The organism is uncultured Brachyspira sp., assembly GCF_944393015.1.
Taxonomy (GTDB): Bacteria; Spirochaetota; Brachyspiria; order Brachyspirales; family Brachyspiraceae; genus Brachyspira.
The window spans coordinates 13,843-37,241 of sequence record NZ_CALXYQ010000030.1; the positions used below are offsets into that span (position 1 = coordinate 13,843).

General features: G+C 29.7%; 17 protein-coding genes and 1 tRNA gene. 13 read left to right on the forward strand and 5 right to left on the reverse strand.

The window, feature by feature from the left end; translation table 11 throughout:
- Nucleotides 1–35: 35 nt before the first annotated feature.
- Nucleotides 36–749 carry an NYN domain-containing protein gene (locus Q0K19_RS10320; RefSeq protein ID WP_297247698.1) on the reverse strand — a complete coding sequence of 238 codons (714 nt, stop codon included), beginning with the start codon at nucleotides 747–749 and terminating at the stop codon, nucleotides 36–38.
- 272 nt (nucleotides 750–1,021) lie between these two features.
- Between Q0K19_RS10320 and Q0K19_RS10325 the strand changes: the two genes are divergently transcribed.
- Nucleotides 1,022–1,095 (forward strand) — tRNA-Ala (locus tag Q0K19_RS10325).
- Between the two features lie 306 nt (nucleotides 1,096–1,401).
- Here Q0K19_RS10325 and Q0K19_RS10330 read toward each other — a convergent pair.
- The 3 genes from Q0K19_RS10330 to Q0K19_RS10340 form a co-directional block, all read right to left on the reverse strand.
- Nucleotides 1,402–1,821 (reverse strand): PepSY-like domain-containing protein, encoded by a 420-nt coding sequence (locus Q0K19_RS10330; protein ID WP_297247699.1) that lies wholly within the window; start codon nucleotides 1,819–1,821, stop codon nucleotides 1,402–1,404.
- 61 nt (nucleotides 1,822–1,882) lie between these two features.
- Nucleotides 1,883–2,995, reverse strand: a complete 1,113-nt coding sequence (locus Q0K19_RS10335; protein ID WP_297247700.1) for a hypothetical protein — start codon at nucleotides 2,993–2,995, stop codon at nucleotides 1,883–1,885.
- Between the two features lie 101 nt (nucleotides 2,996–3,096).
- Nucleotides 3,097–4,941 (reverse strand): methyl-accepting chemotaxis protein, encoded by a 1,845-nt coding sequence (locus tag Q0K19_RS10340; protein WP_297247701.1) that lies wholly within the window; start codon nucleotides 4,939–4,941, stop codon nucleotides 3,097–3,099.
- 408 nt (nucleotides 4,942–5,349) lie between these two features.
- Here Q0K19_RS10340 and Q0K19_RS10345 point away from each other — a divergent pair, with 408 nt between their 5' ends.
- From Q0K19_RS10345 to Q0K19_RS10375, 7 genes are all read left to right on the forward strand, one after another.
- On the forward strand, nucleotides 5,350–6,381 hold the full coding sequence (locus Q0K19_RS10345) for a 2-oxoacid:acceptor oxidoreductase family protein (protein WP_041177509.1): 1,032 nt from the start codon (nucleotides 5,350–5,352) through the stop codon (nucleotides 6,379–6,381).
- A gap of 14 nt (nucleotides 6,382–6,395) precedes the next feature.
- Nucleotides 6,396–8,660 (forward strand): thiamine pyrophosphate-dependent enzyme, encoded by a 2,265-nt coding sequence (locus Q0K19_RS10350; RefSeq protein ID WP_297247702.1) that lies wholly within the window; start codon nucleotides 6,396–6,398, stop codon nucleotides 8,658–8,660.
- A 476-nt stretch (nucleotides 8,661–9,136) separates the two neighbouring features.
- Entirely contained in the window at nucleotides 9,137–10,363 is a 1,227-nt protein-coding gene (gene pepT / locus Q0K19_RS10355) for a peptidase T (protein ID WP_297247703.1), read from the forward strand.
- A 341-nt stretch (nucleotides 10,364–10,704) separates the two neighbouring features.
- Nucleotides 10,705–12,108, forward strand: coding sequence for a cation:dicarboxylase symporter family transporter (locus Q0K19_RS10360; RefSeq protein WP_297247704.1), 1,404 nt, complete (start codon nucleotides 10,705–10,707; stop codon nucleotides 12,106–12,108).
- Between the two features lie 534 nt (nucleotides 12,109–12,642).
- Nucleotides 12,643–12,870, forward strand: a complete 228-nt coding sequence (locus Q0K19_RS10365; RefSeq protein ID WP_297247705.1) for a hypothetical protein — start codon at nucleotides 12,643–12,645, stop codon at nucleotides 12,868–12,870.
- Nucleotides 12,871–13,172: 302 nt separating this feature from the next.
- Nucleotides 13,173–14,921 carry a tetratricopeptide repeat protein gene (locus Q0K19_RS10370; protein WP_297247706.1) on the forward strand — a complete coding sequence of 583 codons (1,749 nt, stop codon included), beginning with the start codon at nucleotides 13,173–13,175 and terminating at the stop codon, nucleotides 14,919–14,921.
- 26 nt (nucleotides 14,922–14,947) lie between these two features.
- Nucleotides 14,948–15,958 carry a patatin-like phospholipase family protein gene (locus tag Q0K19_RS10375; RefSeq protein WP_297247707.1) on the forward strand — a complete coding sequence of 337 codons (1,011 nt, stop codon included), beginning with the start codon at nucleotides 14,948–14,950 and terminating at the stop codon, nucleotides 15,956–15,958.
- Between the two features lie 697 nt (nucleotides 15,959–16,655).
- Here the strand turns inward: Q0K19_RS10375 and Q0K19_RS10380 are convergent.
- A complete protein-coding gene (locus Q0K19_RS10380) occupies nucleotides 16,656–19,058 on the reverse strand; it encodes a tetratricopeptide repeat protein (RefSeq protein WP_297247708.1) in 2,403 nt (800 codons plus the stop codon).
- A gap of 254 nt (nucleotides 19,059–19,312) precedes the next feature.
- Here Q0K19_RS10380 and Q0K19_RS10385 point away from each other — a divergent pair, with 254 nt between their 5' ends.
- From Q0K19_RS10385 to Q0K19_RS10405, 5 genes are all read left to right on the forward strand, one after another.
- A complete protein-coding gene (locus tag Q0K19_RS10385) occupies nucleotides 19,313–19,546 on the forward strand; it encodes a ferredoxin family protein (protein WP_014489141.1) in 234 nt (77 codons plus the stop codon).
- Nucleotides 19,546–20,604, forward strand: coding sequence for a 3-methyl-2-oxobutanoate dehydrogenase subunit VorB (locus Q0K19_RS10390; protein WP_297247709.1), 1,059 nt, complete (start codon nucleotides 19,546–19,548; stop codon nucleotides 20,602–20,604). The genes Q0K19_RS10385 and Q0K19_RS10390 overlap by 1 nt, the downstream gene beginning before the upstream one ends.
- On the forward strand, nucleotides 20,601–21,335 hold the full coding sequence (locus Q0K19_RS10395) for a thiamine pyrophosphate-dependent enzyme (RefSeq protein ID WP_048593223.1): 735 nt from the start codon (nucleotides 20,601–20,603) through the stop codon (nucleotides 21,333–21,335). Before Q0K19_RS10390 ends, Q0K19_RS10395 begins: the two co-directional genes overlap by 4 nt.
- 15 nt (nucleotides 21,336–21,350) lie before the next feature.
- A complete protein-coding gene (locus tag Q0K19_RS10400) occupies nucleotides 21,351–21,905 on the forward strand; it encodes a 2-oxoacid:acceptor oxidoreductase family protein (RefSeq protein WP_297247710.1) in 555 nt (184 codons plus the stop codon).
- Nucleotides 21,906–22,395: 490 nt separating this feature from the next.
- Nucleotides 22,396–23,268 carry an Rpn family recombination-promoting nuclease/putative transposase gene (locus Q0K19_RS10405; protein ID WP_297247711.1) on the forward strand — a complete coding sequence of 291 codons (873 nt, stop codon included), beginning with the start codon at nucleotides 22,396–22,398 and terminating at the stop codon, nucleotides 23,266–23,268.
- The last annotated feature ends 131 nt before the right edge of the window (nucleotides 23,269–23,399 follow it).

Here is a 23,399-nt window from a genome sequence, read left to right on the forward strand (position 1 = left end):
TATAAACCAATTATTAATAAAACCATATAAAAGTATTAATTAATTTTATAAGGATTTTTATATATTTGATTATCATATTCAATTTCATCTGGAAGCAATGAATTTAATATATTATTAAGTTTTATAACCTTAATATCAAATCTTTTATTATTAGGTTTATATTCATTTCTAATATTATTAAAACCATTAGAATAATTATGCCCCAAAGGAAGAAGAACAGTAATTTTTTTCTCAGTATTTTCAAGTATATATCTTACAACAGGAATAAAATCAGTATCAGCGCTTACTAAAATTATTTTTTTCAAGTCTGTAACAGTTAAAACATCACTAATTATATTTATGGCAAGAGAAACATCCGTTTCTTTTTCTTCATGAGCTACGAAATAATTTGTATCTGTATTATGGCAATATTGACATTCTGTATTAAAATTAGTTTCATTACATTTTAAACATCTAAAATGTGTATTTTTCTTCTGTGAAAATCTGCCGTTGATTATATGTACATTTGCACTTTTTAATGCTTCATAATAATTTTTATGTTTTTCCTGTTTAGATATACTGCAGTGAGTAGGTATTGCTGAAAAGAAATTCACTTTTTCTAAAATTTGAATTTTTTCATCTATAAAACAACTTACAAGTTTTCTAACATCAAGCCATTTTAATTCATTATCAAGATTGTTATCCTTAATATAAGATTTTAAGTTATGATATAAATTAAATCCGTCAATATAAGCATATATTTTTTGCATAAAAATAAAAAAGCCTGCGTTGGTAAACCACCGCAGGATCTACCTATACTATTTTATTAATATAGGCTGGTCATATAATTAATATACAGTATATTAACTATTTTGTCAACTTTCATTAAATAAAATTACTCATTAAAAAAACTGCTGATGCACTTTAAGCTATAAAATATTTTAAATTAGTTGTATGCAAAGGTTAAAACTTATAATTAATAAAGAATACAAATAGATTGACTTTTACTTAAAAATAATTTAAAATGCTTGAATCTTATTGAGGGGATATAGCTCAGTTTGGGAGAGCATCACAATGGCATTGTGAGGGTCGTGGGTTCGAGCCCCATTATCTCCAATTTTTATAATAACATATTTATGTATGCCAACAATTTAGTATTAAATACAATATGAAATAAGTGATGTTTTTTATTTCTGCCATGTTGTAACCTCCTTTATAAAAGCTCAATAATTGTTCTAGTATATAAGGTACGCTACCTAATAATATTGTAATAATGTTACTGTTGTCTAATGCACTTATGTTAGCATTACACCCGTTATTAGCAGGCATAAATATATTATTTCAAAGAGCTATATTTAAAATATAATAATAAAAGTACAAACATAATATTTATGCTTGTACTTTTATTTTATATTTTTTTAATTACCATCTTCCTTTTTTAGTGATGTTGCCTTCAAGATCTACAGCTATTTTTCTTCTGCTTTTGAACTCTATGTCATAATTTTTGCTATTTTTCTTTACACTAATAACTTTTTCATCAGGAAATTCTTTTTTGATAGCATTTCTAACTTTATCTTCTACATAAGCTATGGATATTTCTTCTCCGCCGCCGTCTACAGTTCTCCATTCCCCATTGATATTAACAGTTATTTTAAGTCCGCCTTTAAATATTAAAGTATAAGAACCTCCCATTTCAGTTGCTCTGTATAAATAATAATCAGCGAAATATTTATCAGCAAATGCTATAGCAGAATCAGGTACTTCGCTTAAAGCTATTGAACCGCCATAAGCGTATATTGATAATATAGATAAAGTTAATATTGTATATATTATTTTTTTCATAGTAACCCTCCTTAAATTATTAGAGTAGTATTATATATTATAAGTAAAATACTACAAGTCATTAAAATTTAACATTTCCTGCAATATAGTATCTTCCATCTGTAGAGCCTTGGAAACCGACATTAAACTCAGCAGGTCCTGCTTTAAATTTACCAAATATAGCATATTCTAAATAAGCTTTAGCCTGTTTGTCTTTTATATGAACCATTTCTCTCAAAGCAATGTTTAACATATACCATTCAAAACCCTGCTCTAAACGAATATAATGAGCATCGTTTTCCCTCCAAGTATATTCAGCAATAGCATTAAGCCAGATAGTTTCATTCATAAGAGGAAATCTTAATGTAGCAGAAGCCTGAACCAATGATTCAAATAAGCTTATATGATAATATTGGGGATCAATTCTGTTTTCATGTTCGTATAAGAATCTAAACTCAATATTAGGTATATTAAATCTAAATAAAAATGCTTTAGGTATACTATGTCTGAAATCTCCTTGAGAATAAGCTATCTCATAATGATTTCCTATAAAACCAACTCTTATACCAGGACCATTTAATACTTGAGGTATATAATAATCAGGTGTATCAATGTTAGCAGGGTTTAATGTAGTATCATAATAGTGCGGCATAAGCATAAATGTAGTAGTGTTAATATCAAAAGTTGCTCTGCCTCTAGCTGATACTAGTATTCTATCGATAAATACAGCTTGTACTCCTCCATCATAAAGCCCAGCGTTTCCTTTTATGTATGGATATTCTATATCTGGATTATGAGTATCAAAATAGCCATAAGCTGTGATAAATCCTGTGAATTGTATATAGTCATTATGAAATGTTTGTCCTAAAGTTGCAAAAGTATCTCTCAAATTAAAAGTATTTGTATGAGCCGCATAAGAAAAAGTAGTAGTTAAATGAAATTCTATAGGGTACTTTTGAAAGAAACCTAAATTTGTATCATTAGGATTTGGAAGTTCTCGTTTATAATCATCTCTAAAATAATCATGTTTTATATATTGCGGAAGTTTATTGTTTCCTTCTCTGCCAATAAACATATCAAATGCATTTGGAAGCGGAGGCATTATTGCATTTGTATATTTTTCTTGAGCATTTAATAAAGAAGTTAGTAATAAGAATGTGATAGAGGTTATCACAATTTTGATATAGTTTTTCATAGATAATCCTAAAATAAAATTACCAGCTATGATAATTTAAATTGTATAAAAAGTAAAGATTATTTGTCAATAAAATTTCATAACTGATAATAAATTAAATATTAATCCATTTTAAAGAAAGTCATAATATTTTTTAAATTTTCTGACTGTTCTAATAATTCCCTAGCATAGTTTGTAGTTTCATCAACTAAAGCTGCATTTTGCTGAGTTATACCGTCTATCTTAGATACTGCTATATTTACCTGATCCACACCAGCTTGCTGTTCTACCGCTGTTGTGCTTATCTCCTGCATTATCTTTGCAGTGCCGTCTATTTTAGATTGTATATCATTGAATATGGATTGTGACTCTCTTGCAGTTTCGGCAGATTTATTAATTTTTTCATAAATGTTTTCTATAAGCAAAGTTATGTCTTTAGCAGATGACTGTGAGTTTTGTGCTAAATTTCTAACCTCAGAAGCTACAACAGCAAAGCCTCTTCCCTGATCTCCTGCTCTGGCAGCCTCTACAGAAGCGTTAAGAGCAAGTATATTAGTTTGAAAAGCAATGTCTTCTATTGTTTTGGTTATGCTTTTTATTTTTTCACTAGATTCATAAACTTCTTCTATGTTTTTAGTGGTTTCAGCTATAACACTTGCTCCATTTTCTACAGCCTTTTTAGAAGCTATCATCATATCATTTCCTTCTACAGAGTGTTCAGCTGATGATTTAATAGTAGATGCCATCTCTTCTATAGCAGAAGCAGTTTCTTCAAGACTAGAAGCCTGAGCATCTGTTCTAGCTGATAAGTCATCACTCCCTTGAGTAAGGTTAGCAGCAGCATTGTTAATTCTTTCTGAAGTAGCATTAACTTCATTAATAATTTTAGTCATAGCATCTCTCATATTTTTAAATGAATATGCTATATCACCAATTTCATTTCTTTTGAATTTAAATTTTCTAAGTATAAATTCTCCCCTTGACATTTCTTCAGCTTCTTCTACAAGTATTTTCAAAGGACTAATAATCTTTTTGATATATAAGAATCCAATAACAAAACTTAGTATTATTCCTATAATTCCTATTATAATTCCAATTATTAATATTCTGGTACTTTGCTGTTCAATAAAGCTAAGAGGCATAGAGAAACCAACTTTCCAAGGCTGATCTTTAAGAGAATTATATAAACAAACTTTAGTCATACCGTCATTTTGGAATTCTAATTTTCCTTCGGTATTATTAACTATTGTTTTTATTTCTACAGGAGCTAATTTACCAACTTCGCTCGGTACATTATGCATTACAAGCAAAGTATCTTTATTGAATACCCATAATCTTATCCAATGAGTAAGAACTTCTCCTGCAGTTATTGATATTTCATCTATAACTTTTTGCCAATCTAATATAATAAGCATTCCGCCAAGATAAGTATTATCAGTTCTAGACCTAACCGGAGAAGCTATAGCTGTAATCCATTTTCCGTCAGAGTCTTTATATATAGAATCTGCTAATGTTGGTTTTTTTACAGAATCATATACTCTCCATAAATCCGGGTATAAATCAGCCACTTTTTTACCTACATCAGCATTATTTCCTTCTGAATTATTTAATATAGTTCCGTTAGGTTCTACTAAAGATAAGCTTTTTACATAAGGGTTTTTTGCTCCCATAAGTTTTAATACAGTAAGCATGTTGTTTTCAGCTTCAGGATTTCTGTTTTGCATATAATTTATAACAAAAGTAAAAGAAGCATATGTATCAGATAAAATTAATTGATTTTCAATTAAGGAATCAAAAAAAGTAGAATACCCTTTTATTGTAGTAGCAAATCCGTCATATGAAGCTTTGTCTATAGCTGTTTTTGACATATGTACCAAAGTAGATATAGAAACAATTAGAAGTAATGCTATAAAAATATTAACTACCATAGGTATTTGTATGCTTAAACTATTAAAGCTCTTTTTCATGAATATACCCCCAACAAGTTATTTAATAAAACAAATAAGAATGATGATTTTAAGATACTAGTAATTTATGATATAAAAAAATCTAAGAATATATAAATATATTCTCAAATGAACAATTTTTATACTAATGAAATCCTAGTAACTCTTAACACCACTATATAGTATAATAACTAAAGTATTAGATGTCAAATTTTATTATAAATATATATAAAATCTATATGTTTATATTGTATATTTCTCTAATAAAAATATATACATACTGCATTAAAATAATGACAATTAATTTGACTTTTATCTTATTTATAGTACAATATATAAACATTGATAGTATATTAATTCTATAAATTGGTATGCTTTTAATGTTTATTCCCAAAATCTCATTTTAATTAAATAAAGGAGAAAAAAATCGTGAAACTCCCAAAAGTCAATGATTTAGGCTTTTTCGAGATTCGTCTCGAAAGTATAGGCGGAATGGGTGCTAATAGTGCTGGTAAAATGCTTGCAGAAGTAGGCGTTTTAACTCAAGGTTTCTATGGTGCTGCATTCTCTAGTTATGGTTCAGAAAAGAAAGGTTCTCCAGTTAAATCTTTCGTAAGATTTTCTGATACAGAAGTTAGAGTAAACTCTACAGTAGAAGAGCCTCATGTTGTGGCTGTATTCCATATGAATCTTCTTAAAAACCCTATGACATTAGCTGGTGTTAAAGAAGATGCTATCGTTATTTTTAACACTAATAAAACACCTGATGAAGCAAGAGATTTTGCTAAATTACATGGTGGTAAAGTAGTTTGTGTTGATGCTATTAAAATCGCTAATGATTTAAAACTTCCTTCACAAGCAGCTAACACTATCATTATGGGTGCTATGGTTAATCAGCTTGACTTTATAGATTCTGCTAAATTTGAAGAGCAAATTAGAAAGCAATTCTCAGGTAAAAAACCTGAATTAGTAGAACCTAACGTTGAAGCTTTCAGAAGAGGCGGAAGTGATTCTGTAGTAAAAGATTTCCCTGCAGATGGTAAATATCCATATATACCTTATAAAAAACCAGAACCTGTTTATGGTAAAAACAACCAATTAACAGGCGGTTATATTAATGCAGCTGGTAACTCTACTTTAAAAGATTTACAAGTTACTCGTACAGGTAATATACCAGTATTCAATCCTAAAAACTGTATAGACTGTGCTAACTGTGAAGTTGTTTGTCCAGACCTTTGTATAGTTTGGGAAAAAGGACCAGACAGAAAAGATCCGAACAAAATAGCTATGAACATGATGGGTATTGATTATCAATATTGTAAAGGCTGCTTAAAATGCGTTAGAGCTTGCCCTAAAGGACCTTATTCAGGTAAGTTTGAAAAAGATCAGCAGGCTTTAAGAATAGAAGTAGAAGCTGATTGCAATGTTGATGAACTTACATACAGTCGTTATAAAAAATAATAAGGAGCGAATAAATGGCTAACAAATATAATCTTGCTGAACAAGAAAACATACTTGAAAGTGGTAATGAATTAGCAGCCATTGCAGCCGCTCAAATCAATTATCACGTAATGGGTTACTACCCAATCACTCCATCTACTCAAATTGCTGAGTACTTAGATGAAATGAAAGCTAATGGAAGACACACTGTTTGCATGATCCCTGGTGACGGTGAACATGGTGCTGCTGGTATCTGTTATGGTGCTACTACTGCTGGCGGTAGAGTATTCAATGCTACTTCTGCTAACGGTCTTCTTTTTGCTATGGAACAATTACCTGTTCAATCGGGAACAAGATTCCCTATGGTATTAAACGTTGTAAACAGAACTGTTTCTGGTCCATTAGATATTAAATGTGACCAATCTGATATTATGATGGCTCTTAACACTGGTTGGATCATCATTATGGCTCATACTACTCAGATGGTTTACGACTTCAATATTCTTGCATTAAAAATTGCTGAAAAAGCTAAACTTCCTATCATAGTTTCTTCTGACGGATTCTTCACTTCTCATCAGAAGAAAAAAATATATCTTTTCAAAAATGATAAAGATGTACAAGACTTCTTAGGTAAATATACTCCAGAAGTTACTTCAGTTGAACCAGGAAAAAACCCTGTTACAATTGGACCTTACATGAACGAAGATGAATTAACTGGAAGTAAATTACAGCTTTCTCAAGCTTTAGAAGATTCTCGTGCTATCATTACTGAAGTATTCGAAGAATTTGCTTCTCTTTCTGGAAGACAATATCATCCAATAGAAACTTACAATATGGAAGGAGCTGAAGTTGCTTTAATGCTTTGCGGTTCTTCTTATGAAACTGGAACTTTAGCTGTTGATGAAATGAGAAAAGCTAATCCTAACCTTAAAATAGGTGCTTTCGCTATCACTCAAATTCGTCCTTTCCCTGAAAAAGAATTACAAAAATTATTAGCTAATGTTAAAGTTGTTGTAGTAGGCGACAGACAAGATTCATACTCTGGTATGGGTGGTAATATGTCTACTGAAATCAGAGCTGCTTTGAAAAACGATGTAAACAACAAATCTTCTGTTGTAAGCAGAGTTTATGGTCTTGGCGGTACTGAATTTACTCTTGAAAAAGCTAAAGAATTATTTGATTTAGGTTTAAAAGAATTAGCTAACCCTGGTTCTGTTGAAAAACATTCTTACTTAGAACAATATATGGGTCATGCCGGTGTTGAAATGAAACCTATACATGAACCTCTTACTTTAGAGAGTCAAAAATCCGGAATCACTGTTACTATGAACGAACAAACTCATAAACTTGATGTTAAAGTTCCGCCTCTTAGAGAATTAACTGGTAAAGCTTATCGTTATGCTCAAGGTCATGGTGCTTGTAATGGTTGCGGTATATTCTCTGGTATCAATACTTTCATGAAAGGTATCGAAGGTGAGGTTGTTCTTTTAGTACATACTGGTTGTTCTATGGTTGTTACTACTGGTTATCCTTACAGCTCTTACAGAACTACTTATGTTCACAACTTATTCCAAAACGGTGCTGCTACTCTTTCTGGTGTTGTTGAAATGTATCATGAAAGAAAAAGAAGAGGAGAAATTCAAGGACCTGAAGATCCTACTTTCATAATGGTTACTGGTGACGGTGGTCATGATATAGGTATGGGACCTTCTATCGGTGCTGCTATTAGAAATCACAAAATGATTATATTAGAATATGATAATGAAGGATACATGAACACTGGTAACCAATTATCATTCTCTACTCCATTAGGACATAGAACTTCTACTTCTAATGTTGGTAAAGCTGAAGTTGGTAAACAATTCGGACACAAAGATGTTGCTCAAATCTTTGCTGGTTGTCATATACCTTATATTGCTACTGGTTGTGAAGCTTATCCTTTAGATTTGATTAAGAAAGCTGCTAAAGCTCAATGGTATGCTAATAATCATGGTACTGCTTTTGTTAAACTTCTTATTGCTTGTCCATTGAACTGGAAATCTCCTGATGATATGGGTAAAGATATTATCAAAGCTGCTGTTGATTGCTGCTTCTTCCCATTATATGAGGTTGAACATGGTATCACTACTATAACTCAAATGGTAGCTGATGACAAAAAACAGCCTGTTACTGAATGGTTGAAGATGATGGGTAAAACTAAACACCTTCTTAAAAATCAAGAGATACTTGATAAATTCCAAAAAGAAGTTGACAGAAGATGGACTCGCTTAAAAGCTATGAATGAAAGTCCTGTTCTATAATAAGTTAATAGCTTAAAGATAGAATATAAAATAAAGTAACGGTTGTTTATCCAATAGGGTAGGCAGCCGTTATTTTTTAACTTTATTATGAATCCCACCCATTATACTTATAAATTTAAATTAAAAATTTTAACTTCTTTTTTTCTTTATTGCTTAATCTGAAAATATAGTTCCCACCCTAGGCTTATTTAAATTTGTTATTTACACACCGCACGGAGTGTGAAACTATAAATTAAACTAATTTATAAATATAATTTTTACTGTAAAAAATAAATAAGTTAAACGTGCGTTAAATAGGTTTTCAAATTTAAATAACACTTGGGCGGGTGCTAACATTTCTAATAAAACAATAAAGTTAATTTAAGTTAAAATGTGTAAGTTAAGCAGAAAATTTTAAAGGGCAGGGTATGAAAATTATGTATTGAATTATTAAATAATTTTGTTAACATATAGGTATTATTTTTAAGGACTATTATATGAAAACTTATGAGAGATTTATAAAATATACATCTTTTAATACTACTTCAAACAGCAGAAATGAGAATCAAACACCAAGTACAGAAGGACAAAGAGTATTCGCTGAATATTTAGTTAATGAATTAAAAACAATGGGTATTGATAATGCTTATGTCGATGATAAATCTTTTGTATATGCTTCAATACCTGCTTCTAAAGGAAAAGAGGATAAGCCTAAATTAGGATTTATTGCACATTTAGATACCAATGAAGATGCACCGGGAGAAAATATAAAAACTAATATTATCAAAAATTATGACGGTAAAGATATTGTTTTAAGCAAAGAAAAAAATATAGTTTTAAGCAGCATAAAGTTTGATAATTTAAATAAATATATAGGCAATGATTTAATAGTAACAGACGGAACTACTCTTTTAGGTGCTGATGATAAGGCCGGTATTGCAGAAATTATGACTATGGCTGAAATTTTAATGAATGATAAAGCAATAGAGCATGGAGAAATAAAAATAGCTTTCACTCCAGATGAGGAAATAGGAGAGGGTATAGAATATTTTGATATTGAAAAGTTTAATGCTGATTTTGCTTATACTATAGATGGCGGAGAGATTGGAGAAATAGAGTATGAGAATTTTAATGCAGCTTCTTGTAATATAATAGTTAATGGTGTCAATGTTCATCCTGGATATTCTAAAAATAAAATGAAGAATGCTATTTTATTTGCAATGGAATTTAACTCTATGCTTCCAGCAGAACAAAAGCCTCAGTATACAGAGAAGTATGAAGGTTTTTATCATCTTTCATATATAGAAGGTACTGAAGAAAAAGCGGAACTTGAATATATTATAAGAGATCATGATTTAGAGAAATTCAATCATAAAAAAGAATTCATAAAAGATATTTGTAATTTTCTAAATAAAAAATATGGCGAAAATACATTTATCTGTCATATTAAAGACAGCTACTATAATATGAAAGAAAAAATACTTCCTTATATGCATTTGATAGATAATGCTAAAAAGGCTTTTAATGAATGCGGTATAAAAGAAAAAATCGTACCTATTAGAGGCGGTACTGATGGGGCTAGATTATCTTTTAGAGGATTGCCTTGTCCGAATTTATCAGCTGGAGGAGAAAATTTTCATAGCCGATTTGAATATATTCCTGTTCAGTCTTTAGAAAAAATGACAGAGGTTATATTAAAAATAGTAAGCATATATTCTAATTAAATAAAAAATGATAAAGTGAGCGGGTATGTATTAGGTTTTAAAATTTACTTACATTTGCCCGCCCTTTAGACTTTTTAATTTGCACTGTAATTTTTGAATTATTTTTCTTTTGTATCACAAACAGACATTTTAGCTGCCCGCCCAAGATTTATTTAAATTTTTAGAGTATACACCGCACGCAGAGCTAAATTTAAAATATTTATTATTCATAAATACAAATTTGTGATTATATTATAAAATTTCACTTACCGTGCGTTAAAGACTCTTGATTATAATACTATCAATTTTTTCAAAACTATATTATATTAGAATGCATTAAAATATTAAAAGGAAGTATTTATATGGGACTTTATATTGTAATTAATGTTATAATATTGCTTGCTCTAATTGGATTACTTTATTTTATGCAAAAGAAGCATATGAATTTCACAATTAGAGTATTATCGGCCTTAATTTTAGGCTTGGCTTTGGGGTTTGTACTTAGAACAGTTTATGCCTCAAATATGGAAATAGTAAATCAAAGTATCGTTTGGTACAATGTAGTAGGTAACGGTTATGTGAGATTATTACAGATGTTAGTTATGCCTTTAATTTTTGTTTCTATAACTATGGCACTTATTAACATAAAAGGAAACAGTAACAATTTAGGCAAAATGACTATGATAATTATTGGCGTACTAATGATAACAACAGCAATATCTGCTTTAGTAGGATTTTTAACAGCTAAAGGATTTGGTTTAGATGCTTCAAAACTTCAGTCATTGGTAGGCGACATATCAAAAGGTGCTTCAAATTATGAGGGTAGATTAGAAGAGTTTTCATCAAGACCTGTTCCTCAGCAATTATTAGATATCATACCTACAAATCCATTTGCAGCATTAGCCGGTATGGGAGGATCTCCTACACTTTCAGTTGTATTTTTTGCAGCTTTGGTGGGGTCTTCTGCTTTAGGACTTAGAAAGAAAAAGCCTGAAGTTTTTGAATTTTTTCAGAAGATTATGCAGTCTTTACATGATATTGTAATGAAAATAGTAGCTTTTGTTATGAGATTGACTCCTTTTGGTGTATTAGCTCTTATGGCTAAATTCATGGCTACAAGTGATTTGAATGCATTTGCTCAATTAGGACAATTCCTTCTAGCTTCTTATATATCTATAATCATTATGCTTGTAATTCATAGTATAATATTAATAGTGTTTGGATATAATCCTATAAAATATTATACTAAGGCATTCACTGCTTTAGCATTTGCTTTTTCATCAAGAACTAGTGCAGGTACTTTGCCTCTAACTGTTTCTACTTTGAAGGATAAAATGGGTATATCTGAAGGAGTTTCAAATTTATCAGCTTCTCTTGCTGTAACTATAGGACAGAATGGATGTGCTGGTATTTATCCTGCTATGGTAGTTGCTATGATTGCTCCTACATTGGGTATTAATCCTCTTGAACCTGCCTTCTTAATAAAGGCTGTTATAATAATTGCCATTGGAAGTTTCGGAATCGCCGGAGTTGGAGGAGGAGCTACAAATGCTGCTTTGATTACGCTTTCTGCTTTGGGTTTTCCTGTAGGATTGGTTGCTATACTTTTGGGAATAGAGCCTCTTATTGATATGGGAAGAACTATGCTTAATGTTAATGATGGTATGGTTACTGCTGCTGTTACTGGAAAAATATGTAATGAAGCGGATATGGATAAATTCAATTCTAATGATAATACTAGTTCTAATGAAGCAGAAGCTATGTAATTAATTAAAATATTATAATGAAAGTTTTAGGTATTCCAAACAAATTGGGATACCTATTTTTATTTTATGTAAAAAATTCTTATAAACGCACGGTGAGCAAAGTTTAAAAACATAATAAAATTTGAATTATAATATAAATTTATATTTTTAGCTTTACTAAACGTGCGGTATATTCGCTATAAATTTAAAAAAATCTTGGGTGGGCGGCTAAAATAACATGCAAAATTAAAAAATAAAAATAATTTAAAAATGACAGAATAAATCAAAAAGCCTAAAGGGTGGGCAAATGTAATTAAGTTTTAAAGCTTTATTTACATACCCCGCCCTTTTATTTTTATTACTATAATCTGCAATTTTCAATTTATTTATACTTAAAGCTAATGAAGAAATTACAGCACCCGCCCAAGCCTTTATTAGGTTTACAGCTTTATTTATAAAATTTAAAAAACTAGAATTATATAAATAAAGTGACAGTTTTTGTCATATATATGCTTTATAATAATAAAATAACAAAATAATACAAAGGAGTATTTTATGGATATTTTTTCAATTATAATGAATGCAGTAGATGATTTTGATGAAGGATTTGAAAATCTTTTAGAAAAATTAAATGACAAAATAGAAGGAAAGAACATAGATAATAGCTGCAATGCAGAAGAAATTGAAGAAACTAATAAAATAGAACACAATGAAAAAAGCAATATCATAGATATATCAGCTGAGTATGTTTATGATGATGATATTGATGATGATAATATATAGTAAAAATTTTACTGCATGAAGCATATAAATTATTAATTTTTTACTATGATATAAAGGTATATTGACTTAATGATTTTTTTATATTATACTATGATTAATATGTTTAAATTAGAATTTATTATATCTAGTCTGAGACCAGACCAGACCAGACCAGACCAGACCAGACCTAGAATATAGTCTTATTTTCTATTTTCAAAATATTATATATCAATTTTGTATTTTAAAAAATAATCTATTCATAACTCATTGCATAAAAATAATCTATAAAAAACTATTTAATAATACTTATAAAGGAGTTTACCATGGACTTTAATTTACCTATGCCTTATGACAAGGATTTAACAGAAGAAGAAAAAACAGCAATAGATGAGTATGTAGATAAAACTTATGAAGAGTTTAAAGACAATGGAAAACAATTAACCAGATTAGCAGCACAGGCAAGCTCAGCAATATCAGCAGGAAAAGCAAAAGCCGAAAAATTAGCAAATCAAGGTCCATTGAAAAATTTATGGGGAAATATTACAGGAAAAAATAGAAAATTAAGAGGCGAAATAGACAGGGATTTTGCCGTATCTCAGCAAGCCTGCATAAAGATGATACAAAAACTAGCACAGCAGGGTAAATTAACTTTTGACGCTATAATGGGAGTAAACTGCAAACTCAACTGCTTAGTTACTCAAATAGATAAAGAGTTTAATGAAGTATATTCTCAAATGCAGAAAATGATGACTATGTCAATGTCTGCTTTGATTAGAGAGTCTACAAGAATAGATAAACTTGAAAGAAGTATGAATGTTGTACATCTTGAGTCAACAATAGAATATTTAGAGTTTGATGGAGTGTCATATAAGAATTTAGAAAATAATAATGAAAAAATGCTCTGCCTTATTTCCGATTTCTTTTTAGCAACTAAAGGCAATTACTCGCTTAATGATTTGATGATGTTAAAACCTATGATGGATAAAATAGGAATAAATCCAAGTGATAAAATAAGTATGATTAGCCTTTATAATACACTTTTATCCAATAGTAAAATAGCTGATAAATTTTTTGAGGCATTGGATAAAGCAAAATTAAATGAGCTTGAAGATATAGAAGTGCCTTTGCTTGGAAATATCAAGAAAATAGAAAAGCTAGAAACAGATGAAAAATATATTGTAGACAGCATAGTTGATATGTCAGGCAAAGATGAAAAAGAAGTACAGTTTAATTTATTAAAAAATTATGCAGCTAGTAATTTAAATATGGATTTAGAGAAAGAGAATTCATATTTTGATTTGTCAGTAGCTATGATAAACGAATTGAAAGATATAGACTTAGTTGAGATAGAAGAAAAAGAAGAAACTCCTAAAATATCAGCCTCAGCCAATTTAATTTTTGATTTAGCAGTAGAATTAGAAAAAGAAGGAAATCATGAAGGAAGTTTATATTTATTAGAAAAAGCTAAAGAACAGGGACTAGATACAGCAGAATTATATGAAGCCATAGGAGGAGCTTTATTTAATTTAGAAGGATATGAAGAAGCTGCTGAAAATTTTGAATTATCTATAGAAAAAGGATTAGATAATCATGCTACCAATTATTTTACTGCAATGAGTTATGTATATGCAGAAAATCCTGAAAAAGCAAAAGAAGCTATGATAAAAGCAGTTAAATTAAAGCCAAATAGCTATGCCGCGAATATTAATTTAGGTGTAATATACAGAGAACTTGATGAATATGGAAAAGCTATAGAATATTATGATAAAGCAATAAAAATTAATAATGAAGAGCCTTTGGCATTTATAAATAAAGCTGAAGCATTAATAGAAAGCAAAGGTAATAGATTTTTAATAGAAGAGGCATTAAACAGAGCTATATCATTAAATCCAAAATATGCTGATGGACTAAAAACTACAAAAGGAACTTTCTATCAGGATTTATCTGGAAAACTTAGATATTCTTATTACGGAAATAATAATTCTACAGACAATTTAGTAATAAAAAAAGAAAAAAAGACTAAAAAAAATAACAGTTTTTTCTTTAATTTTGATTTTTTCAATAATTTTTAATTATATAATTAAAGGATAAATTTATTATGGATAAATTGGGGCTTGTTTTGGACGGCGGCGGCGGTAAGGGTGCTTATCAAATCGGTGTTTGGAAGTATTTAAAAGAGGTTGGGCTTGACAGAAATATAAAGGCTGTTTCTGGGGCTTCTGTAGGGGCTTTGAATTCTTGCCTTTTCGCTTTGGACGATTACAAATTAGCCGAAAAAATTTGGACTAGAGAAATCAAAAACAAAATATTAAGCATTGACATAGAAAGCACTATTAAAGGTTTCGGAAAATACGGTGCTATGCTTATGACCAATCCTGCTGTTGCTGCTTTTGTGGGTGTTCTTGCTTCTACAGGTGTTCTTTCTAGGGACGGACTTGTGAGCATTATAAACAAGCATATCGATTTAAACTGCATTTCAAATATGGATTTTCCTATTTACTGTGCCTGCACCCATATACCGTCATTCAATGCCCATTATTTCAAATTAAATGGAAGAAGTGAAAAGGACATTATAGATATACTTCTTGCATCTTCTGCCATACCTATTTTATTTCCTGTAGAGAAAGTTGACGGCGAGGTATATTTAGACGGAGGCATTAAAGACAATTCTCCTCTTACTCCTCTTTATGATGAAGGCTGTACGGATATAATGGTTATACATTTGAAAGCTGATGAGATTATAAAAGACAGAAGGGATTCATCGGCTACTATATACGAGATATGTCCTCAGGAGGATTTAGGCAATCTTATAAATGGTACTTTGGATTTTTCTCCGGAAGGTGCATACAGAAGAATTGAACAAGGTTATAACGATGCTAAGGAAGTTTTGGAGGCTGCTGTTGAAATGGCTAAGGCTCAGGCTGGTATAGTTAGAGATTTAGACATAATGAAAAGTCATGAAAAAGCATTCAAGCAAAATAGAAAACAAGCACTAGAAGAAAGGCAGAAATTAAAAGCAAATCTAAACAGCACAATGGAATCATTTATGAATATCGAAGAAGCTAAAAAGAATTATCTAAAAGAGCAGAAAAGAAAAAATCTTGAATAACAGATTTGAAATTTTATTTAACGCACGGTGAGCAAAGTTTAAAAACATAATAAAATTTGAATTATAATATAAATTCAAATTTTTAGTTTTTCTATGCATGTGGTATATACCTAAACAATTATATTTTGTCAATTTTTAATTATTTACGAATGTAATTTTTATTTATTAATAGCATAAAATATTATTAAGTATTCTTTAAAATATAATATAAAAACTATATTTTGACTAAAAATGCAGTCTTTTTGGTTCTTTTGGTCACAAAAAGAACTGGGGGTGGTGGGGGCTAGTCCCCACAAATAACCTAAATTTAAAATTGTATTTTTGACAAACTCTAAAATTTTTAGTATATTCGCTGTAAATTTAAAAAAAATCTTGGGTGGGCAGTTAAAATAACATGTTAAAACTAAAAAGAAAAATAATTTAAAAGTCACAGAATAAATCAAAGAGCCTAAAGGGTGGGCAAGTGTAATTTAAGTTTTAAAACTTTATTTACATACCCCGCCCTTTTATTTTTATTACTATAATCTGCAATTTTAAATTTATCTATATTTAAAGCCTATTTAGAAATTATAGCACCCGCCCAAGTGAAGATTAGATTTTTTAATTTAATACACCGCACGCTTTATCTATTTTTATATATAGCAAAAATTGAATACTAAATTAATTTATATTTTTTATTTTACTTACCGTGCGGGAATTAGAACTCTATATTGTTATTAGTACAAAACTCTTCAGCAGTTTTTATATTTTCTTTTGCAAGTGAAGTAATACATTTTACTATTAATTTTTTATCATCTTTTTTAGCAAAGCTGTATGCATCAGAAAAATATTTGTAAGCCTCTTCATTAAAAATATTTTTCTTATTGTTCATTTTATCTAATTGTATATAAATGTACGCTATGCTGTTATTAGCTAGAGCATGTTTACTATTTAGTTTTAAAGCATATCTAAAGCATAATAAAGCATTATTATAGTATTTGTAAGCATTGTCATTATCTTTCATTGATAAATAAATATTAGCTAATTTTGTAGTAGTATAACCCATACTGTCATAAATTGAAGCATTATTTAAATTGTCATTTATTTTTAAAGCTAAACCCTTTTCATAATATAATAAGGCATCATTAAGTAAATCTATAGCCCTTTGAGTGTTGCCATATTTAAATTCATTGTTGGAATATTTTGTCTTTGAAAAACCTATACCATTGTAGGCATTAGCATATTTAGGATCAATTTCTAAAGCCCTTATATAATCTTCAAAAGCCTCATTATAAAGTTTTAATTCTACTTTGCTCAATCCTCTATTATAATAAGCATCAATTGAAGATTTATCAGCTTCAATAACTTTAGTGTAGCAGTCTATAGCTTTTTGATGTTCTTTTAAAGAATCATAACATATACCTATATTAAAATAAGCGTCCATTATAGTATTATCAATTTCTATTACTTTATAAAAATCTTCTATAGCCTCATTGTATAATTCCATTTCAATTTCAGCTAAAGCCCTGTTATAATATGGATCAGGCGTATTCGGATCAAGCTCAATAACTCTTGCATAATATTTCAAAGCTGTTTCATATTCCTCTAAAGCATCATAAGATAAAGCTAAATGATAATTAGCATATACGCTTTCATTATCGAGCTCTATAACTTTTTTGAAATCTTTAATAGCTGAGTTATAATCTGTATTCCTATAATGTATAAGCCCTCTTTCATTATAGGCATTAATATATTTAGAATCTAGTTCTATGGCTTTGTTTATATATTTTAAAGCTTCATCTAATTCATTTAGGTATGAGTTAGTAAGTCCTCTATAATAATAAAATTCAGCATCTTCACTGTATAATGAAATAGCTTTGTCAAAATCTTCTATGGCCTCTTTGTATAAATGCATTCTTCCTTTAAGTAAGGCTCTGTTATTGTATAAATATGCATCGTTTTTCTCAAGTTCTATAGCTTTATTATAATCTTCTAATGCCTCATCATACATTTGCATTTCATTTTTTATGAGTCCTCTATTGTTATATGAATAAGTATCTTCAGGATTTAATTCTATGGCTTTATTATAATCGGCTAAAGCATCTTCATATAATTCCAAAGACTCTTCAGCCAATGCTCTGTTATAATATGAATAGTATATATCATCATTTATTTTTATAATTTTAGTATAATAATTGATAGCCTCTTTATAATTACCTAATTTGTATTCTAGAAGCCCCATATCATTATATATACTTATAATATTATCTTCATCGGCGTATTCTAATGCTTTTTTATAATCGTCCATAGCCTCTTTGTATAACTCTAAGCTGTTTTTAGTAAGCCCTCTGAAATAATATGCATTAGAATAATTGCTGTCTAATGCAATAGCTTTATCAAAATCATTAATAGCATTTTCATATAGCCCTAAGAAAAATTCAGTCAAACCTTTAGAATAATATGAATCGCTGTCATCATCTCTTAATTGTATAACTTTATTAAAGTCAGATAATGCCTCCTCATACATATTAAGGTATCTTTTAGAGTGCCCTCTATAATAGTATGCATCATCAATTTCATCATCTAATAATAAAGATATATCAAAGTTTTTTATAGCTTCCTCATATCTTCCCAAATAAAAATATCCTAATCCTATATAGTATATAGCTTCAGCATCATCTTCATTAAACTCTAAAACTTTTTTGAAATCTTTGATTCCTTCTTCGTACTGACCTAAATATGATTTAGAATGCCCTCTGTTGTAATAGGCATTAGATTTATCCGGAGATAATTCTATAACTTTATCAAAATCTTTAATAGCTTCTTCATACTTTTTTAAATTAAAATATGATAGTCCTCTATTATAGTATACATCTACTAGAGTATCATGGGTGGTATTTATATCTTCATTATTTATATTTTTTCCTTCTTCATCGTCTTCATTATCATAAGAATCGCTATATATAATAAATTCGCTGTCTGAATATGCAATAATATCTTTATTATAAATATTGATAATTTCATCTAAATATTCAATAGACTTTTCATAATCTTTACTGATAAAAGCATCATGCCCTAAATCAAATAATCTTTCTATGTTCTTTCTATCATCTATATTCATTAATGATCACTCCAATAAAATACATTATTCTTATAATTATATACAAAAATATAATAATTACTATATATAATAGTTAATATTATTCATAATATATAGTTAATATTATTCATTGACTTATTTTTATTTTTATATTAAATTTTGACAAATCAATATTTTTAAATATAATATAATATTGTTCCGGTATTGTACCGGTAGTTTTTTATAATATTTATTATATTATATTAATAAAGTTTAATATCAATGAAGGAGGATATATGGCTAAAGGCAGAGTTACTATTGATAGAGAACAATGTAAAGGATGTTCTAATTGCATATCTGTTTGTCCAACTAAGATACTGTATTTAGATAAAGAAAATATGAATTCTTGGGGATATTATCCGGCAGCTGTTACTGATATGGAAAAATGTATAGGCTGTGCTAATTGTGCGATGATGTGTCCGGATATATGTATAACAGTAGAAAGGTTAGACAAAGAGGAGGGTAAATAATGGCTAGGACATTAATGAAAGGAAATGAGGCTATGGCTAGTGCGGCTATTGCTGCAGGATGTAAATGTTTTTTTGGGTATCCTATTACACCGCAGAATGAGATACCTGAATTTATGTCAAAAGCTATGTATGAATCAGGCGGATCATTTGTGCAGGCAGAAAGTGAGGTTGCTGCTATTAATATGGTTTATGGGGCAGGCGGAGCTGGAGTAAGAGCTATGACTTCTTCTTCTTCTCCAGGTATAGCTTTAAAACAGGAAGGTATATCATATCTTGCCGGTGCGGAAGTTCCTGCTGTTATACTTAATGTTATGAGAGGAGGTCCTGGACTTGGAAGTATACAGCCTTCTCAAAGTGATTATAATATGATGACTAAAGGCGGCGGAGATGGGGATTATAATTGTCCTGTTTTAGCACCTGCAAATTTACAGGAAGCTGCTGATATGATAATGGAGGCTTTTGATATAGCTGATCATTACAGAACTCCTGTTTATGTTGCTGCTGATGGTTTTATAGGTCAGATGATGGAGCCTGTAGATATAGTATATAAGCCAAAGTATGAGATAAAAGAAAAAACTTGGGCGGCATGCGGAAAAAGAGGAAAAAGAGAAAAAAATAATATAATTAACTCTCTTTATTTAGAGCCTGAATTATTATATGAACATAATATTCATTTGCAGAAAAAATACGATGAAATAAAAGAAAAAGAAGCAAGAGCAGAAAAATATCATACAGATGATGCAGAGTTAATATTTGTTTCTTATGGTACTATGTCAAGAATAGTAAGAGGTGTTGTTGATAAATTTAGAGAAGAAGGTAAGAAGGTTGGTATGATTAGACCTCAAACTTTATGGCCTTTTCCTGTTAAAGCATTTGATAACCCTAATTGCAAAATGTATATAAGTGTTGAACTGAGCATGGGACAGATGGTTGATGATGTAAAACTCGCAGTAGAATGTAAAGTTCCTGTTAAATTCTATGGAAAGGCTGGCGGTTTGGTACCTACTTCTCATGAAATAATAGATAATGTGAGAGATTTAGCAGGAGGTTTATTATGACAGTATTTGAAAAATCAAAAGGATTAACAGATGCAAGGACACATTATTGTCCCGGCTGTATGCATGGTACTTCTCAGAGAATAATAGCTGAATGTTTAGAAGAACTTAATGTACTTGATAGAACTGTAGGAATAGCTTCAGTAGGTTGTTCAGTACTTGCTTATAAATATTTTAATTGCGATATGCAGCAGGCAGCACATGGAAGAGCTCCGGCTGTTGCTACAGGTATAAAAAGAGCTATTCATGACAGTGTTGTATTTACACTTCAAGGAGATGGAGATTTAGCTGCAATAGGTACTGCCGAGATAGTACATGCCGCTGCAAGAGGAGAAAATATTACAGTAATATTCTTGAATAATGCAATTTACGGAATGACAGGCGGACAGATGGCTCCTACAACTTTGGAAGGACAAAGAACAACTACTACACAAGCCGGAAGAGATTTCCACAGAGCAGGCAAACCTATAAGAGTATGCGAAATGCTTGCTACTTTAGAGGGTGCTACTTTTGTTGAGAGAGTTGCTTTAGACAGTCCTGCAAATATTAGAAAGGCTAAAGTTGCAGTTAAAAAGGCTTTTGAAAATCAGATTGCAGGAAAAGGCTTTTCTATAGTAGAAATGCTTACAAGCTGTACTACTAACTGGGGAATAGCACCAACTGAATCTCATAAATGGATAAGAGAATATATGATACCTCATTATCCTCTTGGTAATTTTAGAAATGACGGTTAAAAAAGGAGGGAATATATGAGTACAGAAAGAATTATTTTTGCAGGCTTCGGCGGACAGGGTGTTATGTCTATGGGACAGATGATAGCCTATGCCGGAATGATAGAAAATAAGCATGTTACTTGGTGTCCTTCTTATGGCCCTGAGATGAGAGGAGGTACTGCTAATTGTTCGGTGGTTGTAAGCGATGAACTTGTAGGCTCTCCTATGATTTCTCATGATGCCAGTGCGGCAGTTATTATGAATCTTCCTTCTCTTACCAAATTTGAAAAAGATGTTCTTCCTAATGGAATACTTTTAATAAATTCGTCTTTGATAGAGAAAAAGGCTTCAAGAGATGATATAAAAGTTGCTTATGTTGAAGCAAATAAAATTGCAGGCGATATAGGCAATCCTAAATCTGCTAATATGGTTATGCTTGGTGCTTTGCTTACATTTCATAATATAGTATCATTTGACAGTGTGCAGCAGGCATTTTTGAAGGTATTCGGAGAGCGTAAGAAAGATTTTCTTCCGTCCAATGAAAAGGCATTAAATGCCGGACGCGATGCTGTTAAGGATTTAGTATCTTAATAGAAGAAAATTTTTAATAAATAAAAAAGTTTGAGCCTCTGTACTCGTAAGAGTGCAGAGGTTTTTTAGCGAAAACTTTTTTATATATAAATAAAAAAGGCATTAAATGCCGGACACGATGCCGTTAAGGATTTAGTATCTTAATAGAAGAAAATATTTAATCAATAAAAAAGCTTGAGATAAAAAATTACGAGTGCCTGCTATTTGAAAAATGGCAGGCACTTTTTACAAGTAATTTTTTATTTATAAATAAAAGGTTCTTTTAATGAGTAGTTTTTTATTTATTTTTTATATCAACTTTTTTGGCTTAGCCAAAGTTGCAAAAAAGACATATAAATATTTTACTATAAACTAATGTTGTTATAAATTTATTTGCATTCTAATTAATGGCATTTTTATTTTTTATAAAAGTCTTATATTTTCAAAAATAGCACTAGTAATAAATATTTTCTTAATTTACTTTTATATATTTATTTGTTATAATTTGTTTATGAGAAATATTAATAGAATGAACGATTACTTTGTGCGTTACCTTCTAGGCTCTCTTGGAAATGAAGATATATTAGAAAATATAGTAAATTGTGTACTTAGAGATTCAAAATTTGATGAAGTACATGATTTAGAAATTATAAATCCTCATAATTTGCCTGAAAATATTAATCTCAAAGAATCTGTTCTTGATGTGAAAGCTAAAACAAAAGACAATAAAAAAATCATTATAGAGATACAATTATCTGGAAATATTGATTTTGTAAAAAGGATATTTTATTATATATCAAAAAATGTGGTAAGTGAAATTAATGAAAACGAACCTTATGATATTATTAGTCAGATTATAAGTATTAATTTTGTGAACTTTAATATGGATTTTTATGATGAAGGTAAAGCCCATAGATGTTTTAAATTAATAGATACTGAGAATCATAGTGTGTCATTAGATATGATGCAGATGCATATAATAGAAGTACCAAGATTTATAAAAATATTAAATAATGCCAATACGGATGATATTAAGAAAAATAAAATATTATCTTGGATAGAGTTTTTTACAGTTAAAGATTTAGATAAAGTAAAAGATAAATTAAAGGAGGTTAATGATATTATGCCAAAAGTAATAGATAAATATGAGAGATTTATATCAAGTAAAGAAGAAATGGAAGTTTATAACGCCAGAGATGCTTTTTTATATGGTCAAACTATAATGTTAAAAAGAGAGAGAGATGAAGGTATAAAAGAAGGTATAGAACAAGGTAAAAAAGAACAGCAAATATCCATAGCTAAAAAATTAAAAGAATCAGGAATAGATATAAAAATAATAAGTGAAAATACAGATTTGAGCATAGAAGAAATAAAAAAATTATGAGCGTCTAGTAAATTTATTTACTAGACACTGTAGGCGAATAATTTTTTATGTGTAAATATAGAAATAAAAAAATTATGAGCGTCTAGTAAATTTATTTACTAGACACTGTAGGCGAATAATTTTTTATGTGT

Bases quoted from the DNA above. Each gene is read 5' to 3' on its own strand.
- Q0K19_RS10385 (WP_014489141.1), top strand. From the start codon at position 19,313: ATGGCTAAAGGCAGAGTTACTATTGATAGAGAACAATGTAAAGGATGT.
- Q0K19_RS10320 (WP_297247698.1), bottom strand. From the start codon at position 749: ATGCAAAAAATATATGCTTATATTGACGGATTTAATTTATATCATAAC.
- Q0K19_RS10405 (WP_297247711.1), top strand. From the start codon at position 22,396: ATGAGAAATATTAATAGAATGAACGATTACTTTGTGCGTTACCTTCTA.
- Q0K19_RS10330 (WP_297247699.1), bottom strand. From the start codon at position 1,821: ATGAAAAAAATAATATATACAATATTAACTTTATCTATATTATCAATA.
- Q0K19_RS10375 (WP_297247707.1), top strand. From the start codon at position 14,948: ATGGATAAATTGGGGCTTGTTTTGGACGGCGGCGGCGGTAAGGGTGCT.
- Q0K19_RS10365 (WP_297247705.1), top strand. From the start codon at position 12,643: ATGGATATTTTTTCAATTATAATGAATGCAGTAGATGATTTTGATGAA.
- Q0K19_RS10340 (WP_297247701.1), bottom strand. From the start codon at position 4,941: ATGAAAAAGAGCTTTAATAGTTTAAGCATACAAATACCTATGGTAGTT.
- Q0K19_RS10335 (WP_297247700.1), bottom strand. From the start codon at position 2,995: ATGAAAAACTATATCAAAATTGTGATAACCTCTATCACATTCTTATTA.
- Q0K19_RS10395 (WP_048593223.1), top strand. From the start codon at position 20,601: ATGACAGTATTTGAAAAATCAAAAGGATTAACAGATGCAAGGACACAT.
- Q0K19_RS10390 (WP_297247709.1), top strand. From the start codon at position 19,546: ATGGCTAGGACATTAATGAAAGGAAATGAGGCTATGGCTAGTGCGGCT.
- pepT (WP_297247703.1), top strand. From the start codon at position 9,137: ATGAAAACTTATGAGAGATTTATAAAATATACATCTTTTAATACTACT.
- Q0K19_RS10400 (WP_297247710.1), top strand. From the start codon at position 21,351: ATGAGTACAGAAAGAATTATTTTTGCAGGCTTCGGCGGACAGGGTGTT.
- Q0K19_RS10360 (WP_297247704.1), top strand. From the start codon at position 10,705: ATGGGACTTTATATTGTAATTAATGTTATAATATTGCTTGCTCTAATT.
- Q0K19_RS10350 (WP_297247702.1), top strand. From the start codon at position 6,396: ATGGCTAACAAATATAATCTTGCTGAACAAGAAAACATACTTGAAAGT.
- Q0K19_RS10370 (WP_297247706.1), top strand. From the start codon at position 13,173: ATGGACTTTAATTTACCTATGCCTTATGACAAGGATTTAACAGAAGAA.
- Q0K19_RS10380 (WP_297247708.1), bottom strand. From the start codon at position 19,058: ATGAATATAGATGATAGAAAGAACATAGAAAGATTATTTGATTTAGGG.